A 20,697-nucleotide genomic window follows, 5' to 3' on the forward strand; every position below is an offset into this window, starting at 1 on the left:
CATTAATTTTCAACACATTAATACTGCAGTTCGCCTGTAAAATCGGCACTTACATCTCTTCCTGCCAAACCATCGGCGAAGCCTTTGTAAGCATGTTTTCTTTGGTAATCCTTATCCCAGAGGCAGGGTGCATCGTTGGGCAACCAATTGACATGTTCATCGGGATGATCCGAAACGCACCAAACTGTTATTCCATACCATTGTGGTTCAGGAATAAATTTTTTATACGCTTCTATCACATACCGATATAAGGCAGCTTGCTGTGCATACTGTTCGGGAGTTGGCGAAGCGGTGCCAATGCGAATATCCATTTCTGAGATTTTGATTAATTTGCCGGTAGCTGCCAGCTTCTGGAACATTTGGGCAATTTTTGTTGTATCGGAAGAGAGTGAGAGATGCATCTGCGTGCCAATTCCGTCAACTTGTGCTCCTTTGCTTTCGATATAGGTTACATAATCAATCAATCCGTCACATTTGGCCAAAGAATTTTCCAAACCATAATCGTTAATAAATAATTTGTCGGTAGGTTTGCCATATTGTCGAGCCAATTTGAATGCCGTTACAGCATAGTCCTTGCCCAAATAGTCCTGCCAATAAAATTCATCTGCTGCCGGTTCAGTTACATTCTTTCCACTGCGAAGTTGACCGGCATCGTTCATGGATTCATTAACAACATCCCAAGCATGAACGTCATTTTTATAATGATCAACCATTTGCGAAATCCAGTTTTCCATTGCTTCGCCAATAATTTGTGCTTTTTCTTCATCGGTTTTATCAACAATGATGGGACCGGAACGAAATGTGATCGAGCTTCGAGTAAGTGTTTTTTCAACAATTTTAATTTCGTCGATATAATAAGTAACATCCGGCAAATAACCCATATCGAAACTTAATTTCACATTTGAAGTGTTGCTTAATTCCACAGAAATCAGAGTCCATACTCCGGCAACAGTTGTAAAAGCTTCACTAGCTCCGCTTCCTGTCCAGTTCATCCAAGGATATTGATTCCCATCAACTCCACCCGGAAATGAAACGCGACCCTTTCCAGCCACATCCGATTTCACATAAAATGAAAAAGTATACGTTTTGGAAGGATCAAGAGTGATCTGATCACTTTCTAGCTGCAAGTCCCAAGCATTTTTAGAAGTGGAGCTTGAAGTCAATTTGACTGAATAAGAACCTGAAAATTTTTCTGAATTCGAAATTTCAATTCCGGCACCGGAGTTTGATGCCGACCATCCGGTTAAATCGCCTGTTTCAAAACCGCCATTATTAACATAATTAACTTCCGCAGGAGCAGCATCCAAATCAATCACGCTGATGGAGTTGATATCGACATAATAAACCCCCGGCACCTTTCCCATGTCGAAAGCAATTTTTATGGCATTGGCTACAGCCGTAAATGGAACATTTTTATTTTCCGAATCGCTCCACACTTCTTTATAAGTAATCTGCGTCCAAGAAGCGGATGTATTAAAAAGCGCACCACCATTTACCCATGGGTAATTGTTTATCATACCCTCAAACGACATTCTTCCCTGCCCGGGTGCTTCAGAGCGAATCCAAAAAGAAATTTCGTAGGCATGTCCTACCACTGCCGGGATTTCAGGACTTGTCAATTGCGTATCCCATTCATTTCCGGCTGTGGTGGTTTCAAAGCGAACAGCCGGTCCGTTGTTCAATCCTGTTCCTTGAACAACGGTTATTCCTGCAGAATTATTTCTGTTCCATCCCGTGAACGAACCATCTAACAAAGCACTAACATCCAACTGACTTTCGCCCGGAGAAGGAATGATTTGCGGAGCAATTAAACTGTTGAGATAACTGGCATTCTGATTTTGGTGCCATACGAGCGTATGACCAAAAACACTTAGATTTGCTTCTTTCAATTTATCGATTAAGCCATCAACTTTTGTAAAATTCAATTGACCGTTGGAATTAACCATTGCTCCGTGTTTCATGTGATATCCTACCGTAATTTCATCAAAATTCTGATTGACAATATTCCGATAAGTTTCATTTTCCATATATAAATCTAAATCAATTCCAATTCCCAGAATCATATCGGTGTAAGATTTCAAAACATCATATCGTGAAATTTTCTCTTGCAATGGCAAAGGCAATTCGGACATAGATACTTCTCCGTAATATGGATCGCGTCCCCATTCCATTTTATCGTCGTAGCACGAAACCAAATTACCGATCATGGCGAACAGAAGGACGAGTTGCAGCAAAATGTAATTTATTTTTTTTATTATTGATTTCATAATTTCAATCATTTAATGGTTAATCTTCTTCATCGGGAAAATCACTGTATGTTGGCGTATTCAGAGGAACCACACGTAGATTATCAAAGTAGATTTTAACATTCGTGGCAACCGGATCAAACACATCGGCCACCCCAATATTATGGAACCACGGACCTGCTTGCTTGTAGCTGGCATTCGCCATAGAGGTTACAACGTCACCAAAAGTTTTTCCATTATAATCTTCGCTGAGGCTAAATGGCAAGGTAATGGTAAACCAGCAGCCGGGATTTTCAAACTGAATAATTTTTTCGTTTACATACCATGGTCGGTAAATCATGCAGTATCTATCTGTTCCGTAGCCATCGGCCATAACCATTCTTATAACCCCCGAACTCCATTCACCTTCAACATAAATATCCATTTGTACGCCACAATCGGAAGTCGGGGTGCTTGCCGGAATCACGGACAAGAGAGCCGAAGGCCAATTGCTGCTGTTTGTCCAGTAACGAATATCGGCATTTGCAGCGATTGATTTTCCATCTTTATTAAAACACTGATATCCACCTTGTGATTTGGGCCCGACTCCATTAGTCGGAATCAATTGAGTGAGGGGTGTGCCGGCGTCGTCAATGCCCGATGCCCACGAATAATTGTTTACGTTGTCAAAATCATGAAATACTCCATTTTTGAAATTGAAACATGCCGGAGAATAAGCTCCTCCATTTGCACCAATAACCAAAAGAGATCCACCATCACCGGAAACACCTTCAGGAACTGTAACAATACAATATTCCCCTTTTTCATTATCAGAAATGATTCCATCGGTTACTACTACATTACCGGGGAAAGTTACACTCGTAATACCCTGTAAACCTGTACCATAGATAATTATTTGGTCACCGGGAGTTGGCATGGTATGCGAAATTTCTGTAACTGCAGGCGCCGAAGCCCTAATTTCGAATGAGTAAACAAAAAAGTTGGTAGCGCTTTTTTCTATCCGAATGGTATTGCGAACTTCCTCCGGAGCTTCAAGTGTAGGCACGTCTTGAGATATCGTGATCCACATCGAATTATCAGTTACAAATACAGGATTAAAATAATTATCGTATCCATTGATATATACTTTTTTTACGCCGGTAAAGCCAGAACCTTCGAGACGAATGGTTTGTCCTAAACGCGCAAATGTAACTTCTCTGTCAGGTACCGCAGATTGAGCATCTTCAAGATAAACCTTAGTTATCTTTACAGGGATTGAATTTGCTTTATCATCGCTGTCTTCGCATGAATTTAGCGAAAGGGTAATCGCAATCAATCCTAAAAATAGACATGTCTTTATAAGATTTTTATAACTTTTATTTTTCATCGGAATATACTTTTTAATGGTTATTAATCGAACAAGTCTGTTATCCTATCCTCCGTAAATGTGTAGGGAACGGGAGGATCGGCAAGTTTGGGATTTTGAATTAATTCAGATTCGGGATATGGAAGCAAAAATATAGCCGGAGTAACCTCACCTACCGCTCTGTTTCCGGGATCAGTTTCCGGATCTATACTGAGGTTATTGGGAGCACTAAACAAATAGGGAGTTATGGTTCCACGATTTTGATTTTTGATGTAGTTGATTACTTCCTGTTGTTGATAGTAAGCACGGCTTAACAGATCATACCAATAGCGTCCTTCCATACAAAATTCAACCCGGCGTTCGTGACGGATATCTTCCCACGTAATACTTGTTTTTGCCGGCAGACCGGCGCGTTTTCGAACGTCGTTGAAATATTTCAATGCCGTATCATCTGAAGTGCTTGTCGCATTACCCAGAATAGCTTCGGCATAATTGAGATAAACTTCTGCCAACCGGAGCATGTAATTATTTAAAGCAGAATTCATCCTCCCGATAGCAGGATTGTCTTTGCTTGAGCCGGTAACGCCTTTTTTGACATTCAGGGTTGTGGAGCTGTTTCCGGAAACATTTCGGTTGTAGGTGATGCCTCCATTAGCCTTATTGATTTCGGGATAATGATCTCCATAACCCATCCATGTAGCTTTACGGCGAATGGTATCATTTTTTTCGTATTCCTTGATCATGTCATACGGGCATCGTGTCCAGTCGCCCCATGCAGCATCATCACCGGTGATTTCGGAACTGTAAGCAAAATAGGCCTGATGTGTGTTAATAACCCCGTATCCGGTACTGCTATTGAGTCCGGGTACCCACTGAAAGGCGAACATCGACTCCGAATTGTTGTTATATTCGATTTTGAACAAATCCGGATAATTATCCATCAACGCAAAAGAACTTTCTTCGATTACTTTTTTAGCTGCTTGTTTTGCCAGATTCAAATAATTTTCATCTCTTGTTCCTACATTTGGATTTTCACCATAGTTAGAAGCAACAAAACCTGAATAAGCCAAATAAAAGCGCGATAACATTCCAAAAGCACTGTAACGATTTACCCGCCCAGCTTGTCCTACTGTTTCGGGTAAATATTTAGCAGCAAATTCCATATCGCGAATAGCAAATTCAAAGGCATCTTTTTGAGTATTGGAATTTACGATAGGGTTGGTTGTCAACGGCGAAGGATCTTCAGTAATAATCACGTTTCCCCATAATGAAGCAAGATACCAATATGCCGTACCACGCATAAATCTTGCTTCGGCTATGTATTGATTCTTTACTTCCTGGCTGGCAGAACTTTCATTAATACTTTTGATAACTTTGTTAGATTGTTGAATGACGACATATAGTGAAGCCCATGCGCTTACCAATGGTCCTGTCAAACCGGTTACCGACAAGTCTGCAAAGGGATATACATAATCGGAATAGGGGGCATATAAGTTGTAAGACATTCCGTCTCCCAATCCAAAATAAAATTTATCGTTGAAATCGAACCAAACTCTGTTATAAAGCGGAGCAGTAAGTGAAGGTAAATTATCGGCCGTCAAACTGCTTCCCGTTATCAGATTGTTGGGCTTGATATCCAAAAAATCGTTGCACGCGGCAAGTGAAAGTGCTAAAGTTACGACGAATGAAAATATTATATTTTTTGTTTTCATATTAGATCGTTTTAAAAAGTTTAGAAAGAAACATTGAGTCCTATCGTATAGATTCTTGGAGACGGATATCTTCCGTTGTCTACACCCATTAACTGATTACCACCACTGTAGGAGATTCCAACTTCGGGATCGTATCCGGTGTATTTCGTGAAAGTATAAGCATTCTGAATATTTGCAAAAACTTTTAAATCCGAAAGGCCTGTGCTGCTGATTAATTTTCTCGGGAAAGTATAACCTAACGATATATTCTGAATTCGTAGATATGAACCATCTTCAATAAAACGGTCGCTGAAGGCAAAATCGTAATCGGATGTAGCTGTGGATAAAGGCAAACGACACATATTCCGGTCGCCACCTACAATTTTCACGTTTCTGTAATCATTGGGGCCGTTGGGATCTATCAAATCCGTTTTGGCATAATTCACGGCATAACTGAATAGGTTTGAAATATTACGACGCGGATTTCCCATGTATCGTCGTGCATAGTTGACTACATCATTTCCGTAAACTCCAGTCAGAAAAATGGTAAGATCTACATTCCCAATCAGGAAAGTGTTGCCAATGCCGTACGTAAATTTTGGCTCGGGATTACCTATGAAAGTGCGGTCTTTTTGATCAATAATGCCATCTTTGTTTTGATCCTTATAGATATAATCCCCAATCCACAGTCCGTTTTGCTCATCTATGGTCAATCCACTCATGACCGGCATGGGTTTTACGTTCCCATTTTCATCTTTATAATAAAAATCGGTTGCTTTTTCGAAACGTCCAATTATCTGATAGCCATAAAACTGCCCGATGGGCTGTCCGACAACTGTGCGGTTGATGATCGTATAACCGGTTGCTCCCCAACTCGAGTCTTCAATCGAGCGAACATCTTCTCCGGTTTGTGTATTAATGGATAAAACTTTGTTTCTGTTCAACGTAAATACAACATTGCTGCGCCATTGAAATTGTTTGCGATCGATGTTTACCGTATTCAGTGTAAATTCGAATCCTTTATTTTCTAATGATCCCAAATTCACCCATGGCCGACTGCTTGAGCCTTGCCCGGAAGTCCCTACATAGGCGGGTAGAGATGCTTGCAGCAAAAGGTTGTTTGTTTTCTTGTAGTAAGCATCGGCTATAAATTCTATTCTGCCCTTAAACAAACTCAAATCTACACCGATATTACTCGAGCTGGTTGATTCCCATGTCAAGTCTTCATTGGGTGTATTGGCGGCGATTAATCCGGAACCCCAATTGGTAGTTGATGTGGCGTATGTAGCCAGCCATGCATAATTGTCGGGAATGTTTTGGTTGCCTACGAGCCCCCAACCTAAGCGAAGCTTCAAATTGTCGATTGCTGTCGCGTTTTTCATAAAATCTTCTTCTGTGACCCTCCAAGCCAAAGCTGCTGATGGGAACCATCCGTCGCGATGTTTTGGAGCGAACTTCGAAGAGCGATCGTAACGTAGGGTGCTCGTCAACATATATTTATCTGCGTAAGAATAAAAAACTCGCCCAAAATCCGAAAGAAGTGCATTTGCACCTGTATATCCGTTGTTGGCAGCAGTGGTCGCATCACCCAGAGTAAGATCTGTAGCTCCATTGGTAGGAAATCCAGTACGCGAACCATTTAGATATTCCCACGAGGATTTTTGCATTTCATGTCCATACATGGCATTTACTTTGTGCAATCCAAAAATAGCATCGTAGGTCAAAATATTTCGCCAACTCCAAAACAAATTGTTTTGCTTGGAATAGGTCCCTTCGTTATCGTCCCTGAATTGTGTTTCCGATAAATAATAAGTTGGTTGAAAGCGATAGGTATTGAACAAATTATTATTGAACGAATATTCGGTACGGAAGGTCAAATTTTTTATCGGCGTCAATTCCAAATAAGTATTCGATCGTAAATCGTAGGTCTTATTGTTGTTGTCAATCAACATGGCCATAGCCATAGGATTGGTTGGCATAAACTGTTCATTCGAAGCAGCAAACGATCCGTCAGGATTACGTACAGGAACGTCTGGTGGCGTTTTAAGTGCGGTGATAACCAATGATTGATCCGAAACGGTTAATTTCTGAGAGGTATTCGAAAAAGCAAAAGTTACTCCCGCTTTTAAATAACTTTTTACTTGCGAGTCGAATGTCCCCGTTAAATTCCATCTTTCAAATCCTGAACCCGCAGCTATTCCGTCTTGATTGGCAAATCCTCCGCTCAAATTGTATGTGTTTTTTTCTGTTCCTCCCGAAACATAAAGGTTGTGATTATGCATCAATGCTGTATTGAACAATTCCTCTTGCCAATCCGTCCCTTTTCCCAATAAATCGGGACGAACATAATTATTGTTATAACTTATTAGTCCCAACTCGGCTAACGTATTTCTGTGGGTAGCATATTCTTGCAAATTCAACACATCAATTTTCGTTGGAATTTGTTGCCAGCCCACATATCCGTTATATCCAATAGTGGCTTCTCCTTTTTGTCCTTTTCTAGTGGTAATAAGAATAACGCCATTCGAACCCCGCGATCCGTAGATAGCAGTCGCCGACGCATCTTTGAGAATATCGACAGATAGAATGTCTGCAGGATTGATTGTAGCCAAGGGATTAGTGTTAACATTCGATGCGCTCGATGATCCTCCTTCAATGATTACTCCATCTACAACATAGATTGGCTCGTTGGATGCATTCAACGAATTGACTCCTCGAATACGAATGGTCGAACTTGACCCCGGAATGCCTGAATTTTGCTGTACTTGTACTCCTGCTGCACGACCCTGTAGTACTTGATCGATTGAGGTTGAGATGGATTGTTGTATCGCTTCACTGCCTACCGATACGACAGAACCTGTCAAGTCGCTTCTTCTCATCTGTCCATACCCAATCACTACGACTTCTTCCAATCCCAAAACATCGGATTCCATTACCACATTAATGACTCTCTGGTTGCCAATTTTAACGGTTTTTGTTTTAAAACCAATGTAAGAAAATGTAATTGACGAGTTTGGAGATACAACAAGGTTGTATCTTCCATTTACATCCGTTACCGTGCCATTAGTAGTTCCAACTTCAATAACGTTTACCCCTATTAAAGTTTCGTTGTTTTCATCGGTAACCGTTCCACTAATCTCAAAACTTTGAGAAAATACATACTCCGGGATAATTAGTGCTAATACCAAAAACCCCAATTTTGTTAATGCTTTTTTGATGTCTTTCATACCAAATATATATTAAAAAAAAGTTTTAGTATTTATTTTGATTATATGTAAATGAAAATTACCGAACAAATTTAAAGGAAGCAGAATAATGTCATTTGCTTAAATATTTCATTTATTTTTCTGTATGTTACATCAACTGAATATTTTGTTACAAAATGTTGTATAATAGTTGCGGATTGAGGGTCAATTAGAAAGCACTATATTGTATAATACATTCAATCGGTGAAATAGGTGTGATTTGTTGGCGTTTAGCATATCATCCGGCTTCGAAGATTCGATGCACCGATTTTTCTTTGTTATTCTTGTCAACAAGCTGAAAATTTGTTTTCTGTGTTCTGGTATTCTACGAATTGACATCGAGTAGCTACTAATATATCGGGATATGTATAAATAAGTTGTGTGTAAATTGAAAATTATCATGTATTTTTGTCAATATTTCTGTTGGTAAGGGTAACATGAAAAAACAATTTTTACTCGTTTATATTTTATTTGGATGTATTGTGTTTGAAGCATACAGCCAGATAGGAATCTTTTATTCCACCGATAAAGATCTATCCAACAGCTTGATCAATTATATTTATCAGGACAAACGAAATTATATATGGGTTGCGACAGAAGATGGATTGAATAAGTTCGACGGCATTAAATTTACGGTTTACAAAAATAACCTCAAAGACACAACATCGCTCAAAAGTAATTATGTAAGATGCTTGTTTGAAGATTCAAAAGACCGTTTTTGGGTGGGTTGCATAAACGGGTTGCAGCAGTTCGACCGTAAAACCAACAAGTTTAAAGAAGTTAAATTATTTTCATCCGACAAACGCATTTATACCCATATTACATCTATCACCGAAAGCAATGATGGCTCTATCTGGTTAAGTACATCGGGTGAGGGGGTTTTAAAAATATCAAATGAGAATGGCAAAATTTTTAACACTGTTTCTGAAATAAATTCAAACTTACCTACCGCTCACCTGACTTTTATTTTTCAGGATAGTGACGGGAGATATTGGATTGGTACCGAAAATTTCGGTCTCTATCTGTATGATGCTTCAACCGGACAAATGCATGCTTTTAACGTACGAAATCGGAAAATCGGAAATAATGAAATATCCGCTATCACCGAAGACGACGACAAGAATATTTTTGTGGGCACACTTTCCGGAGGGCTCTACGTATTCGATCGACAGCACTTTTCTTTCGTTCCACTAAAAGATGCGGCAGGCAACACATCATTGCCGGTAAAAAGCTTATTTTTTGACCGTAAACAAAACATGCTGCTTGTCGGCACCGACGGGCAAGGTCTCAGAAAATTAAACGATAAAACACGGCAACTGGAAAATATAGAGATTAATTCCTCTCCCTTTGATTTCTCGAAAACAAAAGTTCATTCCATCTTACGGGATAAGGCGGGGAATATGTGGTTCGGGCTTTTTCAAAAAGGGGTTTTCCTGGTAAGAAACAATCCCTATCAATTCAATTATATCGGGCATAAATCTTTCAGCCGGAACTTGATCGGTTCAAGCAGCATTGCATCCATATACACCGATCGACAAAACACCCTATGGGTTGGTACAGATAACGATGGCCTGTATCAGCTTGAAAACAATACAAAAAAATCCATTCATCACGCATTTACCAATCTGTCCGGGTCTGTTCCCAATACCGTATCGGCCATTGTCGAAATGGATAAGGGCGAAATTTGGTTGGGATCTTTTTCCCAAGGATTGGCTTTTTTCGACAAAAATACGGGCAGCTGCACTTACTACAATGATATTCCTCCCAATATTCAGTCCAACAATTGGTCGATCAAAATCAACTTTCTTATCAAGGACGATCGCGGTAATTTGTGGATAGCAACTCACGGCGGAGGACTTTATGTGTTCGATACATACTCGCGAACCTATATCAGGCATTACGGTATGAATGCGATTTCTAACGAATGGGTATCTTCGTTGTTTATGGACAAAGAGGGTAGAATTTGGGTTGGGACTTATAAAGGTTACTCCGTCATTGACACGAAAAATTCAATCATTCAAAGCAATATCGCCTCCGAATTGTCAAACGCAGTTATCTATACCATAACACAGGACAAAAAAGGAAATATCTGGATCGGTACTACCGAAGGACTTTATGTGTTGAATGGGAAGAATCAAACCCTGCTCAACAAATATACTCTCGAAGATGGATTGCCGAGCAATGTCATCTGTGGCATCATCGAGGACGAACAAGATAACGTGTGGCTGAGTACTCATAACGGTCTCTCGAAATATAATGTTAAAGAAAACATCTTCATCAACTATTACAATTCCGACGGCCTGCAGGGTAACGAATTTTCGAGAGGGGTTTTCCATAAAAGCCATAGCGGCGAAATTTATTTCGGGGGCATCAATGGCATTACGTTTTTCAATCCGTCGCAAATAAAAGAAAAACGGGAAGAACTTCAATTATACCTGATTGCATTAAATATCGGGGACAAAACAGTTTTTTGTAACAATAAAAGTGAAAAAGGCGAACCTTTATACTTTATATCCGACTTGGATACCCTTTATTTGGATTACAACGACAATATTTTCAATCTCGAATTTTCGACTTTCGATTATGGCATTCCCGAACAAATTTCTTATCGATATCAATTGGAAGGATTCAACAACAATGAATGGATTCATACCGAACCGGGTGTCAATAAAATTCATTTCACCAATGTCAATTATGGCAAATATCGGCTGAAAATTATGGCTTCCGTTCACGATACATATTCGCCGATAAAAGAAATTATTCTTATCATATCTCCTCCGTGGTATCTTTCCCGGCAAGCCATCACGGCCTATATCCTGCTATTCTTGTTAATCATTGCTGGAGTCGTCAAATATATTTATGATCGTATCAAATATCGGCACGAGCTCGTTCGTCAACAGCATATCGAGGAAATTAACGAAGCCAAACTTCAATATTTTACCAACATTTCTCACGATATCAGGACCCCCATGAGCCTCATCATTAGTCCACTCGAAAAATTAATGACCTCGGAAACGGATGTACAAAAAAAATACATTTATCAGATTATGTACCGAAATGCTAATCGCATTCTTCGACTTATTAATCAGATGATGGACATACGCAAGATCGAGAAAGGACAAATGGTGATGAAGTTTCGCCAAACCGATATTGTGGGTTTTATCGAAGATTTGATGAAAACTTTCGAATATACGGCTCAAAGACGCAACATCGAGTTCAAATTTCTTCATCAGGAGACGCAACTGAATGCATGGATCGATATCGATAATTTTGACAAGGTCATGATGAATGTTTTGTCCAATGCGTTCAAGTTTACACCGGATAACGGAAGCGTCGTCGTTTCTCTGAAATCGGTTCATGACTCTAAAAAAGAAGAGTTTCATACCAAAGATTATCTCGAAATCACGATATCTGATTCGGGCGCCGGAATTGATGAAAATGATACGGAAAAAATTTTCGATCGCTTCTATCAAAGCGAAAACAATTATACCGGTAAAAATGCGGGAACCGGCATAGGGCTACACCTGTCGCGTTCGATAATGGGTCTGCTGCATGGTACAATCACTGCCCGAAACAAAAAAGACGATAAAGGTGCTGAAATTATTATTCGATTGCCTTTGGGTAATGAACATCTTTCCTCAAAGGAGATCGAGCCATCTAAAGTTTCAACTGAAGCCGCTAACGTGCATAAATCGGGAGAGCAAGCCCTCTTGCTTTCAGACGAACCGACTTTACTTAATGGAAAAAAAATCAGGCCTAAAACAAAATATCGAGTTCTAATTGTGGAAGATGACGACGAAATTCGCAATTATCTGAAAAACGAATTGTCCGTCTATTTCAGAGTTGAAGAAAAAAATAATGGAAAAGAGGCTTGGAAGGTTATTCGGGACAATCATCCCGATCTTGTCATCAGCGATATCATGATGCCTGAAATGGATGGCATTGCCTTGTGCAAAAAAATTAAATCGAATGCCGATGTCAACCACATTCCGGTGATTCTGCTCACGGCTAAATCAACCGATTCCGATAAGGCTGAAGGCCTCGACGTGGGTGCTGATGCTTATATCGTAAAACCCTTTAACATTGACCTGTTGATAAAACAAAGCCTGAATTTGATCGAAAACCGAAATCGCATAGAAATAAAACCTCTTGACGATAAGGTGATCAAAGATATGCTTTCGCCGGAACCTTTACAATCGGCAGATCGGCAACTGTTAGAAAAAGTAGTGAAACTAATTAACGAAAACATTTCAAATCCCAATCTGAATGTCGAATTTCTGGCCGAAAACATCGGGATAAGTCGCGTGCATTTATACCGTAAATTAAAAGAACTCACAAATCAATCTCCCAGCGATTTTATCAAAACCATTCGCATCAAACAGGCTGCCGAACTATTGGCCAATCAAAAAGTTCAAGTATCCGAAATTGCTTACGCCGTGGGATTTTCCAACTTATCTCATTTTTCGAATTCCTTTAAAGAGTTTTACGGAATTTCCCCTACCGAATATGCCGAAAAATATAAAAATAAATCCTCTTGATAAATCTTTTCGATGAAGCCTACGACAAATTATGTTTCCGTCGTATTTGCGCCGTATTTGGGTCGAATGAGATTTTGACTTTTTCTACACTTTTCAACTGCCCGTTTAACTCGTGTGCTGACGAAAATAAAAGGTATCTTTTGGTGATTACACAAACCCGACACAATTGCTTGGAAATTTCGATTAAATAATTATTTTTGTTACTTCTAAAAAGTAAACTAAAACGAAAATCAAAATTCATGAACATAGATTACAACAAATTACGAGTCAATCCCGGAGCAAAAGTCGATCTGAAAGATTACTCCACAAGTGAGGATGGGGGTTACACCAAAAAGACGGCCAAAGAGGAGATCAAAAGAAACATCAACGACCTGAACAAGTATCAGGAGATGTTTTATGCGGATAACAGTCATTCGATGCTCATCATTTTGCAAGCACCCGATGCTGCAGGCAAAGACGGCGTTATCCGACATGTGATGTCGGGCATCAATCCGCAAGGATGTCGCGTACACAGTTTTAAGACGCCATCGAAAAACGAATTGGAGCACGATTACATGTGGCGGCACTATCTGGCTTTGCCCGAACGAGGCATGATCGAAATTTTTAATCGCTCGCATTACGAAAATGTGCTGGCCACTAAGGTCAATCCCGAATGGATTCTCAATGAACGCATTCCCGGCTTTGATTCTGTTGACAAAATAGATAAGGATTTCTGGGAAAGAAGATACAAATCGATTAACGCCATCGAAAAGCATTGGGTTGATAATGGAATGGTGATTGTCAAATTCTTTTTGCATCTGTCAAAGGACGAGCAGAAGCAGCGTTTTTTGGATCGACTGGACGACTCCGACAAGAACTGGAAGTTTAGTTCTGCAGACTTGAAGGCGCGCGCTCAATGGAAAGAATATCGGCATGCTTACGAAGAGATGCTCGAAAATACGTCAACCGATTATGCTCCGTGGTACGTGATTCCGGCCGACAAAAAGTTTTTTGCACGTGTTGCCGTAGGCGATATCATCATCGAAAACTTCAAACGACTGAACATGGGCTATCCCCAACCCGAATCTCCTGAAATGCTGGCAAAAGCACGCGAAACGCTGATGAACGAATAAAAAAACGCGTGGAATATGGGTGGGGAGTAGAAATTGTAGCGCTGTTGCAACTTAATGAGCCGATGGGTGTGAACGATTGCGATAGCGTTCGTGGAGGAAAGCATCGAGGCCGGCAATGAGCCAAATCATGCTAAAGATAAATGCCACGAGGAGGATTGTCCAGAAGAATTGAGGCGATTGAACGAGAGGGCTTCCTCCGGTCAGGTATGCTGCGCCGATTAAGAGTGCCAGCGCTGCGTACATGATGCCGAAAATGGTAACGAATTCGCGAACCACATTTCGTTGCGCTTTCGCCGGCAATGGCTTGCCGGATGTCATCGCTTTTTCGGTCTCGATCTGGTGCAGGATACGATATTTCAGATTATCGGGGGCCTGTTTCCGGTTGGTCTGAAGCAATGAGCGGATGAGTGCATCCTCTTTGTCGATATTTTTTTGCATAACGTTATTGTTGTAATTGAAGTTCCTTTTCGGTTTCGCCGTAGCAGGCTATGAATTTTTCTTTGAAAAGCTTTCGTGCACGGTGAAGTTTTACCTTCACATTCGGTTCGTTGAGGCCGATGATGTTGGCTATTTCTTTCACCGAATTGTCCTCCATGTAATAGAGCGTCAGGATGAGTGCATCGCTTTCGGGCATGAGGTCGAGAACGTGTGCCACTATTTCTCTTTGCTCGTCGATCGCTTCCGGCGACAGTTGCAAATCGGTTTGCGAAAAAAGCGAAGCATCATCGATTTCTTTTTCGTGCTCACTGAGCCGGAGGCGCGATTTTGCATGTGTCACGGCCACGTTATAAACAATGCGATACAGCCACGTGGAGAATTTGCCGTCGCCACGATAAGCATGCAGATTGCGGTAAGCCTTTACAAAACTTTCCTGCACGACATCTTCCGCATCCTGCATGTTGTCGCATATCCGGTAGGCTATCGTGAAAGCCATGTCCTGATAGGTTTCGACAAAATAGCTGAATGCGGAAGTATTGCCGGAGAGCACTTGCTGTATCCGTTGTCTTTCGTCCATCGTCAAGGATTAATCCTGTTGATCCCCTTCTTGAATATCTCTCTTTTCGATTTTCTGCGAAAGGAAAAAGTATGCGAGATATCCAATACCCAAAAATACGAGGATGGCAGATGCCATCACGGAGGATTCACCTTTTTTGTCCAATACGAGATTTTCGATAATCAAAATGCCGGCAACGATCCCTATACCCAGTGAAACGAGCACGATACCATTCCGAAGAGAAACCAATCGATCGGGGGCCGATTTCTTTTTCGATGTTTCGGGGGGAATGATTCCTTGATTTATCAATCCCATTCGTTCACGATGTCTTGATGTGATGAACTGATATCCAAGAATGAGGCCGGCCACGATGGGCAAGGTTACTGCTGATAAAATGGCTACCAGACCAATAAAATTATCATCCATGTTCTTAAAAATGTTTTAAAGTAAATAATCGAATTTCAGATATAGGACACCTCGTAGCCAAGTTTGGTTACAAAAATAAGTAGTTTTTTTTGATCATACTGTTTTTTATGCGAATCAACAGATGAATATGCGTATTATCAAATATCTATTGTTTTTTAAGATTTTATTTTCGCAATATTCCATTTGATTTTGTTCCTTTGCATATCAACATTCCTGTCAGGTTATTCAATTTGCACACTGTGAACGAAAAAACGCTCGAAAAACTCAAAATCCTTGCAGGTGCGGCCAAGTACGACGTTTCATGCGCCTCAAGTGGAACTACCCGCGGCAATTCTCGAAGTCAACTCGGGACGACTTCGGGCTGGGGAATATGCCACAGCTTTACTTCTGACGGGCGCTGTGTTTCTTTACTCAAAATTCTGCTCACCAATCATTGCATTTACGATTGCGCCTATTGTGCCAATCGACGCAGCAACGACGTGAAACGTACGGCTTTCACAGCCGACGAGCTCGCCCAACTCACCATCGAATTTTATCGGCGAAACTATATTGAAGGATTGTTTCTAAGTTCAGGCGTGATGCGGAATCCCGATTACACGATGGAACAAATGCTGCGCGTAGTGAAAACGCTGCGCGAAGTTTATCGCTTCAATGGTTATATCCACATGAAAAGCATTCCGAGCGCAAGTCGTGAACTGGTTGTAAAAGCCGGAATGTATGCCGACCGCATGAGTGTAAACCTCGAAATTCCATCGGAAGCCAACTTGAAACTACTCGCTCCCGAAAAAGATTTCGAAAGTGTTTTTGCCCCCATGCGCTACATTCAGCAGGGGATGCTCGAAAGTGCCGAAGATCGTAAAAAATTTCGCCATGCACCGTCTTTCGTGCCTGCAGGTCAAAGCACGCAAATGATTATCGGTGCTACTAACGACACAGATAGGCAAATTCTTACCCTCGCTTCTGCTTTATACAAAAGACCTTCTTTCAAGCGAGTTTATTATTCGGGATATATCCCCGTCAACACCAACGATTCGCGATTACCTGTGCTTGCCACTCCGCCCCTTGTGCGCGAAAACCGTCTTTATCAAGCCGATTGGTTGATGCGGTTTTATGATTTCAAGGCCGACGAAATAGTGGATGACACACATCCCGATCTCGATTTGGATGTCGATCCCAAATTGGGATGGGCGCTTCGCCATCCCGAATTTTTTCCGGTAGATGTCAACGAAGCTCCCTACGAAATAATCCTGCGTGTTCCGGGTATTGGCGTCAAATCGGCCAAACTGATTGTTGCTTCACGCAAATTCGGCAGATTGTCGTCTTCTCAACTCAAAAAGATGGGTGTAGTGATGAAGCGGGCTCAATATTTTATTGTGTGTCGCGAATTGTCCATGCAAACGGTCAACGAATTAACGCCTCAGTATGTTCGCCGGAAAGTCACTCAAAAACAAACAAAAGCGGCGGCCGATCTTTTGCAGTACTCCATCGATTGGGGAGAATAATTTGTCCGCTGCTTCTGCTTTCATCCATTCCGACAAACAATGACACTTTTCATTTACGACCATACATTCGACGGAATCCTTTCATGCATCTTTTATGCCTACGAGCATAAGACGTTTCCCGATGCAATTTTATCCGATGCCGACCAACGGCCTCTTTTCATAGACGAATGGCATCACATCGAAACCGACGAGAAAAAATCGCAGCGAGTTTGGACAGCTTTGGAAAGAAAACTGTCAAAAAGTGCACAAAACATGGTGTTGCTTGTTTGGCTTTCAGAACTTCCCGAAACAGAAATGCTGCTTTTCGGCTATTTCCGAAAGATAATCGACCACCAACACGGATTCGAAATGAATTTTGGCGACAGCGATGTATTGCGCGTAAAGGAAATCGCCCGGAAAGTGAACGGTGAAGCCGAAAAAATCAGACAGTTTGTTCGGTTTCAAAAGACAAAAGATGGAATCTTTTTTGCACCCATCTCGGCGCAATATAACGTTTTAGCCCTTGTTGCGCCACATTTTCGATCGCGTTATCCCGACCAACCTTGGATTATATACGACATCGCAAGAAATTTCGGATTGTATTATGATACTCACAGCTTGCAGGAAGTCACATTTTCACTTCAAGACCTTAAGAGTTTTAAATCGAGAAAACTTGAGAACGAAAAATTATCCGAAACGGAAATCTACTATCAGAATCTATGGAAAGAATATTTCGAAACAATCGCTATTAAGGAGCGATTCAATCCAAAACTTCAGCGTCAGCACATGCCAAAACGTTTCTGGAAATACCTGACCGAAATGCAATAAAAATACCTTCGATTTGGCTGCAAAATCGACGACAATCAGAAACTCATAACTAACGTTTCCTATTCTTTTTTCAGCAAATCGCGAATTTCGGTGAGCAACTGTTCTTCTTTCGAAGGAGCAGGAGGAGCGGCAGGAGCTTCAGGTTTTTTACTGCTCAGCCGATTCATTGCCTTAATGACAAAAAAGATGGCAGTACCCACAATCAAAAAATCGACTACAGTTTGGATAAAAGCTCCATAATTCCAGGTTATGGCTTCGTGAGTTATCTTATCCCCCGAAACAACTGCCTCGCGCAGCACAAGTTTCAGCTGATCAAACTGCGTATTGCCTAACAGTAATGCAATAGGCGGCATCAAAATATCATTCACGAAAGAAGTGACGATTTTTCCGAAAGCTGCACCGATAACGATGCCCACAGCCATATCCGCCACATTGCCACGAAGCAAGAATTGCTTTAATTCAGTTCCTAAACTCATAATAAAAATTTTATTAAAAAAATGAATTTATTTGGTTCATCGCAAAGGAAAGAGAAATATGTTACAATTTTTATTTTGTGGGGAAAATTCTACACAAAAATTTCGGCAATCATGCAGCGAGCTGAGCCACCCCCATTGGCTTCAATAATCGAAAGTTTCGGCGACACGATTTTTGCATAGGTTGCGAGGGTTGATTCCTGCTCAATCGAAAGTGATTTTCGTGCTGTGGCAGACATGATCATTAGAGGTTGGCCGTTCCTGCTTTTCAGTTCGAGCATGTTCCCGGCAAAATGCTCTACCTGCTCCAAAGAAATCTCTACGATAATCTTTCCGGTTGAAATGAGTCTTGCAACAAGTTTTTCGCGTTCGTCGTCGTTCCGAAGTGATTCCAAACAAACCACAGCCACCTGTGTGCCCACTTCCATCATCACATTGGTATGATAGATGGGGTTGCCCTTCTTGTCCACAGCATCAAACACCACAGCATCGAAATTCATCCGCGAGCAGAAATCTGCCAATACTTTTTCGGATGTTCTGGGCGATCGACAACAATAAGCAATTCGTTTTTCGCGATCGAAAATCATGCTCCCCGTTCCTTCCAGAAATTCCCACTGCTTTTCCCAATGCGTAAGATCCACAATTTTTCGATGATTCATCTTATGCAGCAACACGTCCATCACATGCGGTTTTCGTTCGAGACGACGATTCTCGGCAAACATCGGATAGAGCACGAGCTCGCCTCCCAAATGCGACGAAAACCAGTTGTTGGGAAATACCGAATCGGGTGTCCACGGTTCAGGCGTATCCTGCACAACGGTTACATCTACATCATTGCCACGCAATAATTTTACAAATGCATCGAATTCGGAAATTGCAGACTCGTTCACATTTTCGGTATCCGTCCGCTGTTGAAAATAATTGTTACGTGCTGTTTCTTCATTATATGCAAAGCGCGCAGGCCGCACCATCAGCACTTTTGAGGTAGTTTGCATAAGGGTTTATTAAGTTTGTAAAGCTTGAAAGTTTATAAAGTCCGACCTTCAACTTTTTACTATTTCTCCACCATCCCATCACTATTCCAACATCCGAATGGCTTGCTGAATAATCCCGATAGCTTCTCTCAATTCGTTCTCCGAAATCACCAGCGGTGGAGCAAAACGAATGATGTGATCATGCGTAGGCTTGGCCAGCACTCCCAGTTCAGCCATTTTCAGACAAACATCCCATGCCTGCTTGCCGTTATGCGGCTCTATAACAATGGCATTGAGCAAACCTTTTCCTCTCACGATTTTGATAAAAGGACTGTGCATTCGGTTCATTTCGTCGCGAAAAATTTTACCGAGGTATTCGGCTTTTTCACAAAGATTTTCCTCGCGTACCACTTCCAGAGCAGCCATTGCCACTTTGCAGGCAAGAGGGAATCCGCCATAGGTCGATCCGTGTTGTCCGGGTTTGATGGTGAGCATGATTTCATCGTCGGCCAACACTGCCGAAACCGGTAAAACGCCACCCGAAATGGCTTTACCCAAAATCAAAATATCGGGACGTACGTCTTCATGCTCGCAGGCAAGCATTTTCCCCGTACGTGCAATGCCGGTCTGCACTTCGTCCGCAACGAAAAGCACATTATACTGTTTGCACAAATCGTAGCAAGTTTTCAGATAGCCATCGTCCGGAACTACTACACCGGCTTCACCCTGGATAGGCTCAACCAGGAATCCGGCAACTTTGGCGCCTTTTTCTTCCAGAACTTTTTCGAGCGCTTCCGCATCGTTGTATGGAATCACTTCGATGCCCGGCGTGTATGGGCCATAATCTTTATAAGCCTCAGGATCTGTGGAAATCGAAATAATGGTGATCGTACGACCATGAAAATTACCTTCGCAACCTATAATGATGGCCTCATTTTCGGGAATTCCTTTTTTCAGATAACCCCATTTGCGGGTGAGTTTGAGTGCCGTTTCCACAGCTTCGGCACCCGAATTCATAGGCAGCACCTTATCGTACCCAAAATAGTCGTGCATCAACTCTTCGAACGGACCCAGACAATCGTTATAAAATGCGCGCGACGTAAGGCAAAGCGTTTGTGCCTGATCGCTGAGAGCTTTTACAATTTTAGGATGACAATGTCCTTGATTTACTGCCGAATAAGCCGAAAGAAAATCGAAATATCGTTTCCCGTCCACATCCCAAACGTAAGGGCCTTTCCCTCGCGACAACACTACCGGAAGCGGATGATAATTATGTGCTCCGAATCGTTCTTCCTGATCGATAAATTGTTGAGATTTAGGTGATAATGACATCATAATATGTTT

14 protein-coding genes are annotated in these 20,697 nt (G+C 41.4%); 4 read left to right on the forward strand and 10 right to left on the reverse strand.

All coding sequences use genetic code 11. From position 1 onward, the window contains the following. Positions 1-17 precede the first annotated feature (17 nt). The 4 genes from EJN84_RS05925 to EJN84_RS05940 are packed head-to-tail and all read right to left on the reverse strand — an operon-like array spanning position 18 to position 8,509. Positions 18-2,267 carry an endo-1,4-beta-xylanase gene (locus EJN84_RS05925; protein WP_129594548.1) on the reverse strand — a complete coding sequence of 750 codons (2,250 nt, stop codon included), beginning with the start codon at positions 2,265-2,267 and terminating at the stop codon, positions 18-20. Between the two features lie 19 nt (positions 2,268-2,286). Next, positions 2,287-3,612 carry a glycan-binding surface protein gene (locus EJN84_RS05930; RefSeq protein WP_129594549.1) on the reverse strand — a complete coding sequence of 442 codons (1,326 nt, stop codon included), beginning with the start codon at positions 3,610-3,612 and terminating at the stop codon, positions 2,287-2,289. Positions 3,613-3,635: 23 nt separating this feature from the next. Next, positions 3,636-5,303 (reverse strand): RagB/SusD family nutrient uptake outer membrane protein, encoded by a 1,668-nt coding sequence (locus tag EJN84_RS05935; protein WP_129594550.1) that lies wholly within the window; start codon positions 5,301-5,303, stop codon positions 3,636-3,638. 20 nt (positions 5,304-5,323) lie between these two features. Continuing rightward, complete coding sequence (locus EJN84_RS05940; protein WP_129594551.1) at positions 5,324-8,509, reverse strand: SusC/RagA family TonB-linked outer membrane protein; 3,186 nt, start codon at positions 8,507-8,509, stop codon at positions 5,324-5,326. A 455-nt stretch (positions 8,510-8,964) separates the two neighbouring features. Between EJN84_RS05940 and EJN84_RS05945 the strand changes: the two genes are divergently transcribed. Both EJN84_RS05945 and EJN84_RS05950 read left to right on the forward strand, forming a co-directional pair. Continuing rightward, a complete protein-coding gene (locus EJN84_RS05945; protein ID WP_129594552.1) occupies positions 8,965-13,065 on the forward strand; it encodes a hybrid sensor histidine kinase/response regulator transcription factor in 4,101 nt (1,366 codons plus the stop codon). 239 nt (positions 13,066-13,304) lie between these two features. Continuing rightward, positions 13,305-14,177: a polyphosphate kinase 2 family protein gene (locus tag EJN84_RS05950; protein WP_129594553.1), complete on the forward strand. Its 873-nt coding sequence runs from the start codon at positions 13,305-13,307 to the stop codon at positions 14,175-14,177. A gap of 51 nt (positions 14,178-14,228) precedes the next feature. Here EJN84_RS05950 and EJN84_RS05955 read toward each other — a convergent pair whose 3' ends face one another. From EJN84_RS05955 to EJN84_RS05965, 3 genes are read right to left on the reverse strand one after another with little or no spacing between them, the layout of a single operon-like run. After that, on the reverse strand, positions 14,229-14,615 hold the full coding sequence (locus EJN84_RS05955) for a hypothetical protein (protein WP_129594554.1): 387 nt from the start codon (positions 14,613-14,615) through the stop codon (positions 14,229-14,231). A 4-nt stretch (positions 14,616-14,619) separates the two neighbouring features. Next, positions 14,620-15,192, reverse strand: coding sequence for an RNA polymerase sigma factor (locus EJN84_RS05960; RefSeq protein ID WP_129594555.1), 573 nt, complete (start codon positions 15,190-15,192; stop codon positions 14,620-14,622). A gap of 9 nt (positions 15,193-15,201) precedes the next feature. Continuing rightward, complete coding sequence (locus EJN84_RS05965; protein ID WP_129594556.1) at positions 15,202-15,597, reverse strand: DUF6249 domain-containing protein; 396 nt, start codon at positions 15,595-15,597, stop codon at positions 15,202-15,204. A gap of 239 nt (positions 15,598-15,836) precedes the next feature. Between EJN84_RS05965 and EJN84_RS05970 the strand changes: the two genes are divergently transcribed. Together EJN84_RS05970 and EJN84_RS05975 are read left to right on the forward strand one after the other, a co-directional pair. After that, positions 15,837-17,099 (forward strand): putative DNA modification/repair radical SAM protein, encoded by a 1,263-nt coding sequence (locus EJN84_RS05970; RefSeq protein ID WP_129594557.1) that lies wholly within the window; start codon positions 15,837-15,839, stop codon positions 17,097-17,099. Between the two features lie 39 nt (positions 17,100-17,138). Next, positions 17,139-17,906 (forward strand): TIGR03915 family putative DNA repair protein, encoded by a 768-nt coding sequence (locus tag EJN84_RS05975; RefSeq protein WP_129594558.1) that lies wholly within the window; start codon positions 17,139-17,141, stop codon positions 17,904-17,906. Positions 17,907-17,965: 59 nt separating this feature from the next. Here EJN84_RS05975 and mscL read toward each other — a convergent pair whose 3' ends face one another. The 3 genes from mscL to rocD all read right to left on the reverse strand — a co-directional run bounded on the left by mscL (position 17,966) and on the right by rocD (position 20,685). After that, complete coding sequence (gene mscL, locus EJN84_RS05980; protein WP_129594559.1) at positions 17,966-18,382, reverse strand: large-conductance mechanosensitive channel protein MscL; 417 nt, start codon at positions 18,380-18,382, stop codon at positions 17,966-17,968. Between the two features lie 89 nt (positions 18,383-18,471). Beyond that, entirely contained in the window at positions 18,472-19,374 is a 903-nt protein-coding gene (ctlX, locus tag EJN84_RS05985; RefSeq protein ID WP_129594560.1) for a citrulline utilization hydrolase CtlX, read from the reverse strand. Between the two features lie 81 nt (positions 19,375-19,455). Next, positions 19,456-20,685 carry an ornithine--oxo-acid transaminase gene (gene rocD / locus EJN84_RS05990; protein WP_129594624.1) on the reverse strand — a complete coding sequence of 410 codons (1,230 nt, stop codon included), beginning with the start codon at positions 20,683-20,685 and terminating at the stop codon, positions 19,456-19,458. Between the last annotated feature and the right edge of the window lie 12 nt (positions 20,686-20,697).

It is taken from the genome of Seramator thermalis (assembly GCF_004138125.1).
GTDB classification, from domain to species: Bacteria; Bacteroidota; Bacteroidia; order Bacteroidales; family Dysgonomonadaceae; genus Seramator; species Seramator thermalis.

What these genes read in the sequence shown, in the direction of transcription:
- EJN84_RS05935 (WP_129594550.1), bottom strand. Translation starts at nt 5,303, where the DNA reads ATGAAAACAAAAAATATAATATTTTCATTCGTCGTAACTTTAGCACTT.
- EJN84_RS05940 (WP_129594551.1), bottom strand. Translation starts at nt 8,509, where the DNA reads ATGAAAGACATCAAAAAAGCATTAACAAAATTGGGGTTTTTGGTATTA.
- EJN84_RS05950 (WP_129594553.1), top strand. Translation starts at nt 13,305, where the DNA reads ATGAACATAGATTACAACAAATTACGAGTCAATCCCGGAGCAAAAGTC.
- rocD (WP_129594624.1), bottom strand. Translation starts at nt 20,685, where the DNA reads ATGTCATTATCACCTAAATCTCAACAATTTATCGATCAGGAAGAACGA.
- EJN84_RS05975 (WP_129594558.1), top strand. Translation starts at nt 17,139, where the DNA reads ATGACACTTTTCATTTACGACCATACATTCGACGGAATCCTTTCATGC.
- EJN84_RS05960 (WP_129594555.1), bottom strand. Translation starts at nt 15,192, where the DNA reads ATGGACGAAAGACAACGGATACAGCAAGTGCTCTCCGGCAATACTTCC.
- EJN84_RS05930 (WP_129594549.1), bottom strand. Translation starts at nt 3,612, where the DNA reads ATGAAAAATAAAAGTTATAAAAATCTTATAAAGACATGTCTATTTTTA.
- EJN84_RS05965 (WP_129594556.1), bottom strand. Translation starts at nt 15,597, where the DNA reads ATGGATGATAATTTTATTGGTCTGGTAGCCATTTTATCAGCAGTAACC.
- ctlX (WP_129594560.1), bottom strand. Translation starts at nt 19,374, where the DNA reads ATGCAAACTACCTCAAAAGTGCTGATGGTGCGGCCTGCGCGCTTTGCA.
- mscL (WP_129594559.1), bottom strand. Translation starts at nt 18,382, where the DNA reads ATGAGTTTAGGAACTGAATTAAAGCAATTCTTGCTTCGTGGCAATGTG.
- EJN84_RS05945 (WP_129594552.1), top strand. Translation starts at nt 8,965, where the DNA reads ATGAAAAAACAATTTTTACTCGTTTATATTTTATTTGGATGTATTGTG.
- EJN84_RS05955 (WP_129594554.1), bottom strand. Translation starts at nt 14,615, where the DNA reads ATGCAAAAAAATATCGACAAAGAGGATGCACTCATCCGCTCATTGCTT.
- EJN84_RS05925 (WP_129594548.1), bottom strand. Translation starts at nt 2,267, where the DNA reads ATGAAATCAATAATAAAAAAAATAAATTACATTTTGCTGCAACTCGTC.